This is a genomic window from Caulobacter sp. NIBR2454 (assembly GCF_027474405.1).
Classification (GTDB): domain Bacteria; phylum Pseudomonadota; class Alphaproteobacteria; order Caulobacterales; family Caulobacteraceae; genus Caulobacter.
In genome coordinates, this window is sequence record NZ_CP114871.1 from 1,922,648 (window position 1) to 1,934,898 (window position 12,251).

Annotated in this window: 10 protein-coding genes; 5 read left to right on the forward strand and 5 right to left on the reverse strand. The window is 64.2% G+C overall.

Annotation, left to right across the window (positions count from 1 at the left end):
* Positions 1 to 67 precede the first annotated feature (67 nt).
* Together O5K31_RS09450 and O5K31_RS09455 are read left to right on the forward strand one after the other, a co-directional pair.
* Positions 68 to 538: an Lrp/AsnC family transcriptional regulator gene (locus tag O5K31_RS09450; RefSeq protein ID WP_269713322.1), complete on the forward strand. Its 471-nt coding sequence runs from the start codon at positions 68 to 70 to the stop codon at positions 536 to 538.
* Positions 539 to 796: 258 nt separating this feature from the next.
* Positions 797 to 3,751: a TonB-dependent receptor domain-containing protein gene (locus tag O5K31_RS09455; protein WP_269713323.1), complete on the forward strand. Its 2,955-nt coding sequence runs from the start codon at positions 797 to 799 to the stop codon at positions 3,749 to 3,751.
* Between the two features lie 335 nt (positions 3,752 to 4,086).
* Here O5K31_RS09455 and O5K31_RS09460 read toward each other — a convergent pair whose 3' ends face one another.
* A complete protein-coding gene (locus O5K31_RS09460; protein ID WP_269713324.1) occupies positions 4,087 to 5,043 on the reverse strand; it encodes a winged helix-turn-helix domain-containing protein in 957 nt (318 codons plus the stop codon).
* Between the two features lie 152 nt (positions 5,044 to 5,195).
* Positions 5,196 to 6,347 carry a helix-turn-helix domain-containing protein gene (locus O5K31_RS09465; RefSeq protein ID WP_269713325.1) on the reverse strand — a complete coding sequence of 384 codons (1,152 nt, stop codon included), beginning with the start codon at positions 6,345 to 6,347 and terminating at the stop codon, positions 5,196 to 5,198.
* Positions 6,348 to 6,413: 66 nt separating this feature from the next.
* Between O5K31_RS09465 and O5K31_RS09470 the strand changes: the two genes are divergently transcribed.
* Entirely contained in the window at positions 6,414 to 7,988 is a 1,575-nt protein-coding gene (locus tag O5K31_RS09470) for an aldehyde dehydrogenase (NADP(+)) (RefSeq protein ID WP_269713326.1), read from the forward strand.
* Here the strand turns inward: O5K31_RS09470 and O5K31_RS09475 are convergent.
* The 3 genes from O5K31_RS09475 to O5K31_RS09485 form a co-directional block, all read right to left on the reverse strand.
* Complete coding sequence (locus O5K31_RS09475; protein ID WP_269713327.1) at positions 7,978 to 8,844, reverse strand: SMP-30/gluconolactonase/LRE family protein; 867 nt, start codon at positions 8,842 to 8,844, stop codon at positions 7,978 to 7,980. The two genes, O5K31_RS09470 and O5K31_RS09475, sit on opposite strands and share 11 nt — an antisense overlap.
* Before the next feature lie 62 nt (positions 8,845 to 8,906).
* Positions 8,907 to 9,902: a P1 family peptidase gene (locus O5K31_RS09480; RefSeq protein ID WP_269713328.1), complete on the reverse strand. Its 996-nt coding sequence runs from the start codon at positions 9,900 to 9,902 to the stop codon at positions 8,907 to 8,909.
* Positions 9,899 to 10,744 carry an aldose 1-epimerase gene (locus tag O5K31_RS09485; protein ID WP_269713330.1) on the reverse strand — a complete coding sequence of 282 codons (846 nt, stop codon included), beginning with the start codon at positions 10,742 to 10,744 and terminating at the stop codon, positions 9,899 to 9,901. The genes O5K31_RS09480 and O5K31_RS09485 overlap by 4 nt, the downstream gene beginning before the upstream one ends.
* Before the next feature lie 97 nt (positions 10,745 to 10,841).
* On the opposite strand from O5K31_RS09485, the gene O5K31_RS09490 reads away from it, so the two are divergent.
* Both O5K31_RS09490 and O5K31_RS09495 read left to right on the forward strand, forming a co-directional pair.
* Entirely contained in the window at positions 10,842 to 11,606 is a 765-nt protein-coding gene (locus tag O5K31_RS09490; protein ID WP_269713332.1) for a CPBP family glutamic-type intramembrane protease, read from the forward strand.
* 69 nt (positions 11,607 to 11,675) lie between these two features.
* Positions 11,676 to 12,170: a hypothetical protein gene (locus tag O5K31_RS09495; protein ID WP_269713334.1), complete on the forward strand. Its 495-nt coding sequence runs from the start codon at positions 11,676 to 11,678 to the stop codon at positions 12,168 to 12,170.
* The last annotated feature ends 81 nt before the right edge of the window (positions 12,171 to 12,251 follow it).

The window sequence follows — 12,251 nt, forward strand, 5'->3', positions numbered from 1 at the left end:
TGAAACGCTTTCAGAATGGTAGCGCGGCGGGCATATTCTGAAAGGAAATCGCCCATACGGTGGAAATATGAAACGTTCTGATCATCTCGATGATGTCGATCGCCGTATCCTCCGCGCCCTGCAGCAGGACGCGGGCCTCAGTCACGCCGCGCTGGCCGATCAGGTGGGCGCTTCACCCGCCTCGTGCTGGCGACGCATCAAGGCCCTTGAGACGGCGGGCCTTCTCAAGCAGGCCGTGCGACTGGTCGATGCCGAGAAGGTCGGGCGCGGCGTCAATGTCATGTGCCAGCTGCGGATGAAGTCGCACACGGGTGACGACCGCCAGAAGTTCGAAGCCTTCATCCAGACCCGCGGTGAGATCATGGAATGTCATTCCATGTCGGGGGAATGGGATTACCTGATGCGTGTCGTCGTGCCCGACGTTTCGGCCTATGAGCGGTTCTTGATGAACGATCTGCTGAAGCATCCAGCGGTCGCCACCGCAGCGTCTCACTTTGCGCTCAGCCAGGTGAAATACACGACCGTCGTACCAGTCTGACGGTGCGCATACCGGTGTGCATCAAAGCAACACTTTGATGAAAAGCCGCCACGGCGCGCACGATCGGAGCCTGTTGCGCAACATCTGCGCCTCGCACCTGACCTCCCCACCCCACCCCTGACAACGGCGCCGTCTGTCCAGGCCGAACGCCGCGCTTCGATTCGTAAGAAATCGGGCGCGGGCCGCGGCCAAAATAGCGGGGGAACGCCGTCACACTCTCAAGGGGCAGGCCGCATGCGGCCGTCGGAGGATAGAATATTGAAGACCAAGTCCATGCGTGAGCGCCTGCTCGCGTCTTCCATGATTTGCGGAGCGGCTTTCGCCGCCTTCTCGGCTACGGCGGCTTACGCGCAAGACGACACCGCGGTCGAAGAGATCGTCGTTACTGGCTCGCGCATCGCCCGCCCTGACCTCGTCTCGTCGAGCCCCATCGCCACGGTTGGCGAGAAGGAGCTCCAGCAGCAAGGCGTTGTGAACACCGAAAACCTGCTGAACACCCTGCCGCAAGCGGTTCCGGGCGTGACCTCGACCGTGAACAACGGTTCGGGAGGCGCGGCCACCGTGAACCTTCGTGGCCTGGGCCCGGTCCGCACCCTGGTGCTGGTCGATGGCAAGCGCCAGACCCCGACCTCGCAGTCGGGCGTGGTCGATATCAACCTGATCCCGCCGGCGCTGATCCAGAATGTGGAAGTCGTCACCGGCGGCGCTTCGGCCGTGTACGGCTCGGACGCCATCTCGGGCGTCGTCAACTTCGTGCTGAAGAAGGACTTCGAGGGCTTCCAGTTCACCGCCGGCTATCAAAACACCGACGATCTGGACGCGCCGATCTACAGCATCGACGCCACCATGGGCGCCAACTTCGACGACGGCCGGGGCAACGTGGTCCTATCGCTCGGCTACAACGACCGTGAGCCCCTCACTCAAGGCAAGCGCGGCGGCCTGCTCGCCACCTCCTGGGGCGAGCCTTCGGCGGCGCAACGCGCTGCTGGTCTCAAGCTGATCCCGTCGGGCTCCAACAGCCAGGAAGACGGTCGGGTCAATGGCTACGTTTCCGGCAAGTTCCCGATCATCCCGGGCGCCCCGGCGGCGAGCTCCACCTCGGCCCTGTTCCTGCCCAATGGCGACGTGCGCGCCTATGCCGGCGCTCCGGACAACTACAACTTCGCGCCGCTCAACTACCTGCAAACGCCGCAAGAGCGTTATTCGGTCACCTCCCTGGGCCGTTATCAGCTCAACGACACCATCGAAGCCTTCGCCAAGGGCAACTTCGTCTATTCGTCGGTCGCCACCCAGCTGGCCGAAACGCCGGTGGGCAACCGCACCTTCCGCTTCACCCTGGACAACAACCCGTTCCTGACCCCGGCCGCCAAGACCGCGCTGAATAATCTGGGCTCCACGGCCTCCTACTCGGTTCCGGCGAGCGCGCCGTGGGCCACCGGCACCTATGCCGACGTGGACTCCGACGGCGACGGCCTGTTCGACACCGTCACGGGCGTGTTCAACCGCCGCCTGTCCGAAGTCGGTCCGCGCTTCCAGCAGTACAACTTCTATGGCTTCCAGACCCAGCTGGGCCTGCGTGGCGACTTGGCGGCCATCAACGGCGGCTGGGAAGGCTACATCCAGTACGGCAACACTCACGGCTCGAGCTCTCTGCTCGGCGACGTGAGCCTGCAGCGCATCCAGCAGGGTCTGCTGCTGAACGCCACCGGCACCGGTTGCGCTGATCCGTCGAACGGCTGCGTTCCGATCAACCTCTTCGGCCGCGGCCGCATGAGCGCGGATGCCGCCAACTTCATCAAGACCCGCATCGAGACGTCTCAGGACTACGAGCAGCTCGTCAGCGCGTTCTTCGTGAATGGCAACACCGACAACTTCTTCACCCTGCCGGCTGGCGGCATCGGCTTCGCCATGGGCGCCGAGTACCGCTACGAGAGCTTCGACTTCCGTCCGTCCCAGGATCTGGCCACGGGCAACGTGGCGGGCTTCAACGCCCAGCCGCCGGTCTCCGGCGACTTTGACACCTATGAGCTGTACGGCGAGACCCTGATCCCGCTGTTGAAGGACCTGCCGTTCGCCAAGTCGGTGAACCTTGAACTGGCCGGCCGCATCGCCGACTACTCGAGCCAGAACAAGCTGACCAAGACCTTCAAGGTCGCCGGCGATTGGGAAATCTACGACGACCTGCGTCTGCGCGCCTCGTTCAACCGCGCCATCCGCACGCCGTCAGTGGGTGAACTGTTCGCTCCCCTGAGCAACGGCTTCCCGACCGCGACCGATCCGTGCTCGGCGCTGGGCGCTCCGAACGCGGCGATCCGTCAGGCCTGCATCAACTCGGGTCTGGCTCCCAATCTGGTCGGCGCGCTCAACGCGAACCCTCAGACCCAGACGCTCAACGGCGGCAACGTCAACCTCGAGCCCGAAGTCGCCGAGACGTTCACGGCTGGCTTCGTCTACCAGCCGTCGTTCATTCCGCGCCTGGCGGTGACTGTCGACTATTACGACATCTCGATCGAGAAGGTGATCACCAGCTTCGGCGGCTCGACGCAGAGCATCATGAACATCTGCTACGGCACGTTCAACGGCAACCAGAACTCGCCGTACTGCCAAGCGATCCGTCGCCTGCCCAACGGGACGATCGACTTCGTCCAGGCCGAAAACGTCAATGGCGGCTTCCTGAAGACGCAAGGCATCGACATCGGCGTCAGCTACCGCTTCGATCTGACGGACGTGGGTCTGCCGGACATGGGCGGCGTATCGATCAAGTCGCTGTACTCCAACAGCTGGAAGAACAGCTTCCAGCCTGACGAGAATGCGGCGGCCAAGAACTGCATCGACCGGTTCGGTTCGACCTGCGGCAACACCAACATCAACCCGCAGGGCGTGCCGCTGCCGCGTCACAAGCTGCGTACGGCCATCAACTGGTCGTATGAAAATGTCGGCCTGAACCTCGTCTGGAGCTTCCTGGACGACGTGAAGGACGGCAACGACGCCAGCAACTTCATCGTGGAGAAGATCACCGCGAAGAACTACATCGACCTGTCGGCCGATTGGCGCGTGACGGACAACGTCAACCTGACCGGCGGCGTGCGTAACCTGACCCAGGAAGACTACCCGATCCTGGCGGGCAACGCCTCGCCGTCGAACAGCGGCTACCCGGCCGTCTATGACGTCCTGGGCCGGATGTTCTTCATCAACGCCACGCTCAAGTACTAGGAGCGCCTACAGGCTTAAGATTGGGGCGGCGGACTTTCGGGTTCGCCGCCCTTTTTCTTGTCTGGTGCCTGATCGACGCACAGGTGCGGGCGCACGCGCGTTCGCCTGAGCGGTTATATGACCAAGATTGTGAGGGAGGGGGTCATTCGAGAGGCTTCGCCCCTCAACCGCCCGCCCGATCTCCGGGATATGAGAAGATCGGGCGGACGCCGGAAATTTGGGATGGAGGTTTCCGGACCATTTTTATGGCGGCTAAGGGATCGCGGCGCTCGGCAGGTCATGCTGAACCGGAGCAAATATTGCCGTAAGGCGCTAATATTACAGAAGTTTCAGAGTTAGATAGACGGCTTGATGCTCTGGCGATTCAAGGCCGCCAATTGAAACGCATCCGCGCCTTCATGTTGGCGGACGTCCAGAACCACGATGCGGCGCACGCCGCTTTTCTCGGCCCGGTCCGAGGAGATCAAGGTATCGCCATCGGCCCAGGTCAGTCGGGTTGTCGCGGCGGCCATGCAACGGCCCACCACCCTCTCTGAACGGTCCTGCACAAGGGCGGTCAGTATCAGGCAATCGTCGTCAGCCGTCTTGCGGACGAAGGCCAGGCGATCGCCGCTCGGCGACCAAACCGGGCCGTACTCATCGGCATCCGTGCGTGTAAGCCGCACAGGAAGACCCGTCGCCATGACATGCAGATAGATGTCGCGTTGGGCGCTGCCCCGCGGGGCGCTGGCGAAGGCGCGCATCATACCGTCAGGAGACAGGGCGACCTCTGCCCTATCCTCTTGGCTTACTCGGGGCGCCGGCGCGAAGCCCGAAACCATCCAGATGACAGCGAAAGCAGCAGCGGCGGCCGAGGCGCCGACGGCGGCTGAAGCCCACAATGGAAACCTTCGCAGCCCAGGCCGCGCCGCGGCGGGGCGATCAAGCTTCAGATCAGCTGATCGCCTTTCCTCATGCGTCACCCGCAGGCGATAGCCGATCTTGCTGACCGTCTCGATCTCAACCGTAGGGTCTTGAGCCAGCACCTTGCGAAGGCGCGCGACCGCCTGGGTCTGAGCGTCGAGAGACACAACCCTGCCCATCCAGCAGACGGCGTTCATCTCATCGCGGCTGAGGGTTTCGCCCCTGGCGCGGTAGAGCGCGATCAGCACGCTCATCACCCGGGGCTCGACGGTGACCTTGCCCTCGGGACCTTCAATTTCAAGCGTACGGGGGCGAACAGAAAGGCGGCCGACGACGAATGGAGTTTCGCCAAGAAGATCGATCTCACGCGAGCGCGAGTATGACGCCATTTGTTCAGTCATCGCCGGGTCACTCTCGGTGCTTCCGAAGCATCCGATTCAATCGTAACTCGGCGATAGCACCGCAGGACTGCCCCCGTAAGCGCTTAAATAATTAAGTTTCGTACAGGACTTTTTCCTGCCGCAGTTGAGATACCGACGGTCTACTGACGTGCGAACTGGGTCGGCGTGACGCCATAGCGTTGCTTGAACGCGCGCGCGAAGTTCGACGTGTTGTCGTAGCCACAAGCCAGAGCCACCTCGATGACCGGCATGCGACTGGCGGTGAGCAGCTTGCTCGCCCGCTCCAGGCGGCGATTGATCACGTGCTGCACCGGCGACACGCCCAGCGACCCGCGGAAGCAACGGGCGAAGTGATAGCGGCTGAGGCCAGCAGCATCGGCCAGCTCAGTCAGGCTGACATCCTGGTCAATGCGGGATTCGATCATCCCAAGCACGCGCGCCAGCTGACGAGCGCTGAGCTTGCCGGTTCCGTCGGAGCGCGGTTGCGATTCCTGCACATTGACCTGCACGGCTCGCTCCAGGGTCGCCATGGCTAGCCATTCGCCGAACATCTCGCCATTGCGCCACCCTTGCTCGGCCTCAAGCACGAGGTTACCGGCGAGGCCGCGCAGGATGCCGTCATCGACCAGAATATCCGACTGAAGTTGAGGGGTCCGTCCACGACCGCTGCGCGCCAGGGCCTCTTCGACATCGTCATCGGCGAAGTGGATGTAGTGGGCCTGAGGCCTCGATGCCCATTCGGACTCGATGCATGCGCCGGGCGCGATCAGCGAGACGGCGCCCGCGTCCAGCAACCCCTCAAAGCTGGCCCCGTCAAAGCGGCAGGCGGTGATCTTGAGGGCCGCCGCCTGGCGCACGAGCGAGAACGCCGGCCAGAGCAGGCCATCATGTCGGCCGACGCCCGCACGGACTGCCATGATGTGGAACTTTTGCACCGACCGCGGCGTCAGATCACGGCTTTCATGGTCAGGAGCGATACAGGACAGCAGTTCATCGATCTGCTTTCCGCTGCGCTGCGCCGCGCTATCCATCTCACTGTCGAACATCTTGCTTGAACCTCTACGTTCACGCCCCAGCGAACGGGTTGATGGTCGATGCGATTGGGCCTCTGCGTCCTGACGGAAAGCTGACGATTCACTGACATTGCTCTGTCGAAAGGGTGACGAAGCACGTTTTGCGCACTTCCGAGCGCCCTGTCCGAAAGCGCGCTCGACCAGAACAGCCTTCGCCGGCTCCCGCTCGATATCTTCCTCTGCGTCAATCGGCGCCATTGGGCTGCGGTTTTGGTTCAAACCGTCGCGATCTCTCCTATATAGAGGTCTGACCTTTGCCCTCCCCAGCCTTCCAGGAGCTTGCTCATGACCATCGCCGGAAACCTTTTGATCGGCGCAACCGCCGTGCGGGGCGCCAACGGCGAGATTCGCGGGATTGAAGCGGCCACTGGCGCTGAAATGGAGCCGGCCTTCGGCGGCGCGACGGCCGCAGATCTCGACAAGGCCGCGGCGCTGGCGGAAGCGGCCTTCGACATCTATCGCGAAACCAGCCTCGAAGAGCGCGCCAAGTTCCTCGAAGCCATCGCCCAGAACATCCTCGACCTTGGTGACGACCTGATCGTTCGCGCCATGGCCGAGACTGGCCTGCCCCGCGGTCGCTTGGAAGGCGAACGCGGCCGCACCGTCGGCCAACTGCGCCTGTTCGCCGGCGTGGTCCGCGACGGCGGTTTTCTGGACGTGCGTATCGACAAGGCGCTGCCCGATCGCGCGCCGGCGCCACGCCCGGATCTGCGTTTGCGCAACATCGCCATCGGTCCCGTTGGCGTGTTCGGCGCCAGCAACTTCCCCCTCGCCTTCTCGGTGGCGGGCGGCGACACCGCTTCGGCCTTGGCCGCCGGATGCCCGGTCATCGTCAAGGCCCACTCGGCCCACCCAGGCACGTCCGAACTGGTCGGTCTCGCCGTTCAGAAGGCGGTCGCCGACTGCGGCCTGCCTGAGGGCGTCTTCTCCCTCCTGTTCGACAGCGGCCGTGACGTGGGTCAAGGCTTGGTGGCCGACGCCCGGATCAAGGCCGTGGGCTTCACCGGTTCGCGCGGCGGCGGCACCGCGCTCATGAAGATCGCGGCGGCCCGGCCCGAGCCGATCCCGGTCTATGCCGAGATGAGCAGCATCAATCCGGTCGTTCTGTTCCCCAACGCCCTGGCCGCGCGCGGTGAGGCGATCGGCAAGGCTTTCGTTGGTTCGTTGACCCTGGGCGCTGGCCAGTTTTGCACCAATCCCGGCCTGATCCTGGCGGTGGACAGCCCCGGCCTTGACGCCTTCATCGCCGGTGCGGCTGAAGCGCTGACCGGCGTAGCGGCCCAGACGATGCTGACCCCCGGCATCCATAAGTCCTACTGCTCGGGCGTCGAAGCTCTGTCCAAGCACGCCGAGGTGACGACGATCGCCCGCGGCTTGGCGGGCGAGACGCACCAGGGCCAAGCGGCACTGTTCTCGACCACGGGCGCGGCCTTCCTGGCCAACCACGATCTGCAGGAAGAAGTGTTCGGTTCATCTTCCCTGGTCGTACGCTGCAAGGACGAGGCGGAACTGCGCGCTGTGCTCTTGGCTCTCGAAGGCCAGCTAACCGCCGCCATCCATATCGACGCCGCCGATCATGACGCCGCGCGCGCGCTGCTGCCGGTGCTGGAACGCAAGGTTGGACGCATCCTGGTCAACGGTTTTGGCACGGGGGTGGAGGTTTCCCACGCCATGGTCCACGGCGGCCCCTATCCGGCGACTTCCGACAGCCGGACGACCTCGGTCGGCAGTTTGGCCATCGCCCGCTTCCTGCGGCCGGTCAGCTACCAGGACATCCCGGCGGACCTGCTGCCGACGGCGTTGAAGGACGAGAATCCCTACGGCCTGTGGCGTCGCCTGGAAGGCTCGCTCACCCGTTAAACAACGACTGAGGAAGGCCCGGCGTCTCGACCTGGAAGCTGAACAGGCCTCCGGCGAGAGGCTGGGCCTTTCGCTCTTCGGCGCTCATCCCCTTGAAGGCGGTCGTCGCATAGACCGTCTTCAGGTCCGCTCCGCCGAACGCGATCTTAGTGACGTTGGCGCAAGGCAGCTTCACGAAGTCGATCAGTTCGCCCTTCGGCGAATAGCGGCGCGCGCCCCATCCGGCGAACAGGCCTGTCCACAGGCATCCTTCCGCGTCCACGACAGGCCCGTCAGGATAGCCGGCCCCGTCCTCGATCTGGACAAAGACACGCTTGTTCGACAAAGCGCCTTTGTCATCAAGATCAAAGGCGTAGATCGTCTTCTTCAACGTATCGGTGTGATAGAGCGTACGCCCATCCGGGCTGGCGGTCGGCCCGTTGGTGATGCAGTAGCCGTCATCGCAGCGGACGAGGTCGGCGCCGTCAAAGCGGTAGAGGGCGCCTGTCAGGTCAGTCTCGCCATCGTGCATCGAGCCAAACCACAGTCGGCCATGCGCATCGACGAAGCCGTCATTGAGCCTGTTGTTCAGCTCAGGCGGCTCGACGCGCGCAACCAGATTGAAGGCGCGGCTGGGCGGATCGAAATGGTGCAGCCCGGTCTTCAGGCCAGCAACCCAGCCACCGGCCTTGCGCGGGACGATGAAGCCCGGCTGATCCGGCGCGGCCCATGTGTCACGTCGCCCGGTTGATGGCTCGAAGCGGTGGATGTTCTTCTTCTTGATATCGACGAACCAAATGGCGTTCTCGCCCGCCATCCACACCGGACCTTCGCCAAGCTCGGCTTCGACCGGCCACACGCACTGAACGTCCGTCATTCTTGTTCTTCGGCCGCAGCCGCTCCCTGCCGCCAGTGGTATGACATCTGGCCGAATGTCGTCTAGCCTTTGGCGGCGTGATGGACGCCTCGGGCGATCGCTCGCGCAAGACAGTCGGCGGCGGCTGAGCCCAGCCGAGCCACCTTCAGATTTCGCCCAGCGCCCTCGCCTAGCGAAACTTCCCCGCTGGCCACGCTGAACACCGTGTCGCCGTCAAAAGGCGTGTGAACGGGTCGAATGGCGCGAGCCAGACCGTCCTGAGCCATGATCGCGAGCCGCTTGCACTCCACCCCGGTCAGGTCGGCGTTCACGGCGACCACGGCGATGGTGGTGTTGCTGCCCGCCTGCAGCCGGCCCATCCGCGCGAGCTTTGTGTCATCCGGAATGGGTTCTGGCGCGGACATTTCGCCGGACGGTCGGCGGCCGCCGAACTCGCCGTCCAGCTCGAACGGCCATGCCCAGAACGTCTCGCCGTCGGGCATGTAGACCGATCCCGCCGGATTGACGGCGACCAGCGCGCCGACCATGAGGCCGTCGGCGAGATCGACCGACGCCGATCCAAGACCGCCCCTCACAACGCCCGCCTTGGCGCCCCACCCCGCGCCCACGGAACCGAGCGCGAACCGGTCGCTCGCTGCCTCGATCGTCTCCAGCCCCAACCGGCGGTAGGGCGGCTCCAGACCCCATGCCTTGTCGCCCTCGTTGCCCAGATCGTGCAGAACCGCGGCAGGCACAATGGGAATGGCGGGCGTGTGCGATTGGAGGCGCAGGCCGACATTACGAGCGGACAGTCCTGCCGCCACACCGTCGGCGGCGCCCAGACCGAAAACCGAGCCGCCGGTCAGGACGATGGCGTGCGCGGCGCCGACCAGGTTTTCTGGAGACAGGGTGTCGGTTTCCCGTACACCCGGCCCGCCGCCCCGCACATCGACGCCGGCCTTCCATAAACCGCCGCAAAAGAGTGTCGTCACGCCCGTCGCTGCGGCTTGGTCAACCGCGCTCCCGACAGTGAAACCCGAAACGTCAGTGATCAGATTGAGCGGGCCGGAACGCATCAATCCACCGTCAGACGCATGGACACCGTCATCGCCTCGCCTGCCGCAAGAACCTGTATCCCACTGTCCTCGCCGTTGAAGGGGTCGGGTCGATTGCTCACCGGCTCCACACACACAAAACCGCCGCCCACCGGGGCGAAAACATGCAGCCATGGGCAATTGGACGAGCCTTCGAGCCTCACGCTCGGCCGATCCCGCCCTGACAGCACGGCTACGCCGCCCCAGTCGGTGTAGCTGTTATCCACAAACACGCCGCTTTCGACCGCTACACCCGTGCGCCAGTCCGGGCCCCAGCCCATAGGCCGCCAATCGGTCGGCATGACCTCGTCATCGATCATCCACACGCCACGGACGTCGGCCCGCAGATGTGTCCCCGGCGGCGCGGGGAAAGCGGGGTGAAAGCCAAGCCCCGCTGGCATGGGATGAACATCAGTGTTGGTCAGGGTCGCCGTGTGAACTAGGCCCGTGTCGGTCAGGCTGATGGTCTGCGCCGCCTCGTAACGCCACGGCCAATCGCCCGGCGCATGATCGTAGGCCAGTTCGATGCTGGAGGCTGTCTGGGTCACCACGCGCCATGCCTGACGCCAGGCTTGGCCGTGCAGCGCGTGAGGGTGATCGCCAAGATTGGGCGCCAATAGCACCTGGCGCCCCTCGAAGTTGAAGACGCCGTCGCGGATGCGATTGCAGAACGGTGCCAGCACGAAGTTACCGGTTTGCAGAACATCGTCAGCATCGGCTGGTGTTGGTCGCAGAACGTCCCGGCCATCCCAGCGGAAGACGGTCACGCCAGCGCCCAGTTCAGGCCGAATTTCGATCTCGCCGCGTTCGGTCGCTAGTCTGATCAACGCCATCTCCCGCACACAAGGAGCCGGACCCTAGCCAGCGGGCCGGAAACCGCCAAGGCGTCTTCGATCCAAAGGCCGACTCATCGACAATGAACGGATGACCACCCTGTTCAGCGGCTTGACGGCCGACACCCTTCTGACACTAGCACTGCAGTTGGCGATCCTCGCCGCGATGATCGCGGCCGTATGCCTGGGGCGGCGACGCACACCGGATTTGCCGAGCCTCACCTGGCTGTTCGGCGCGCTCGCCGTGACCCTGCTGGCTCTGTTCCTGTCGCCAGCCGCGTTGATCGCGCCCGGGCTGCAGTTGGCGTGGAACTGGGACGGTAAGGTCCTGTCGATCCTGGCCACCTTCGCGATCATCGCCGCGGCGCCGGGCCTGTCATTTCGCGAAGCCGGCTTTACCTTAAGCCAGAACGGCGGGACCCGGCCAGCGTTGCTCTGCGCGGCGTTGACCTGCATCGTCCTCTGGACGGCGAGCTACACCCTGTTCACCCCGGCGGCGCCCCCGACGGTCGAAGCCCTGGCCTTTCAGGCGACCATGCCTGGCCTTCACGAGGAGCCGCTGTTTCGCGGCATGGCTTTGTTACTGTTGGCCCGGGCGATCGCGCCCGTGGATGATCGCCGTTTCAATCTAATGGGAGCCCGTATCGGCTGGGGCGGGGTGCTGATCACCCTTTTCTTCGCTCTTGGCCAAGGCGTCGCGGTCTTTCAAAGCCAGCCGATGATAAGTTGGGTCGGGGTGATGTTCAGTGCTGCGGCCGGCTTCGCTCTGCTGTGGATGCGCGAGCGGACCGGCAGCCTTGTAATCCCGATCCTGGCTCACAACGTACTTAGTGTCGGAAATCAGTTCCTCGGCTGAGCCGCCACATTTTTATATGCAGTAACTACTAAACATGCATATTGTGGCGGATCTTATGGGAGAGCCGCCATGCGCGTCCTAGCGACCACCCTGATTCTTACCGCCATGGCCACCGGCGTAGCCCTTGCCGCGCCGGTGTCAGAGATCAATGTCACCATCGGCCCTGAACTAGCTCAAAAGGCGCCCGAACTTGGCGCACGCGAGCTCGACGACCTGCGCGGCGACCTCAAGCGCACCGTCGAACGTGAACTGGAGCGCGCGGGCCAGTTGACGCCCCAAGGCGGACGTCTCGACTTGGTCATCACCGACGCCCGCCCCAATCGGCCGACAATGCAGCAGATGTCGCGAAAGCCGGGCCTGTCCTATCAGAGCTTCAGCATCGGCGGCGCGGCCGTCACCGGCGCATACGCCGCGCCTGGCGGAGCCACCACCCCCGTGGCCTACAGCTGGTTCGAGACGGACATCCGAGAAGCCTGGTGGCGCGGCACCTGGGGCGACGCCAACCGCGCCTTCGATCGGTTCGCGACCAAGTTCGCCAAGGGCGAGGCGCTGGCCGCCAAGTAAGGCTGACGCCAAAGTAATCGCGAGTCACACTTGCCACAGCCCCGGGCTCAGTCTCTGATCGGCCTCGGGAAACGCTAGAGA

Coding starts and splice junctions, on each gene's coding strand:
- O5K31_RS09450 (WP_269713322.1), top strand. CDS start 68: ATGAAACGTTCTGATCATCTCGATGATGTCGATCGCCGTATCCTCCGC.
- O5K31_RS09460 (WP_269713324.1), bottom strand. CDS start 5,043: ATGGCGTCATACTCGCGCTCGCGTGAGATCGATCTTCTTGGCGAAACT.
- O5K31_RS09470 (WP_269713326.1), top strand. CDS start 6,414: ATGACCATCGCCGGAAACCTTTTGATCGGCGCAACCGCCGTGCGGGGC.
- O5K31_RS09475 (WP_269713327.1), bottom strand. CDS start 8,844: ATGACGGACGTTCAGTGCGTGTGGCCGGTCGAAGCCGAGCTTGGCGAA.
- O5K31_RS09490 (WP_269713332.1), top strand. CDS start 10,842: ATGACCACCCTGTTCAGCGGCTTGACGGCCGACACCCTTCTGACACTA.
- O5K31_RS09495 (WP_269713334.1), top strand. CDS start 11,676: ATGCGCGTCCTAGCGACCACCCTGATTCTTACCGCCATGGCCACCGGC.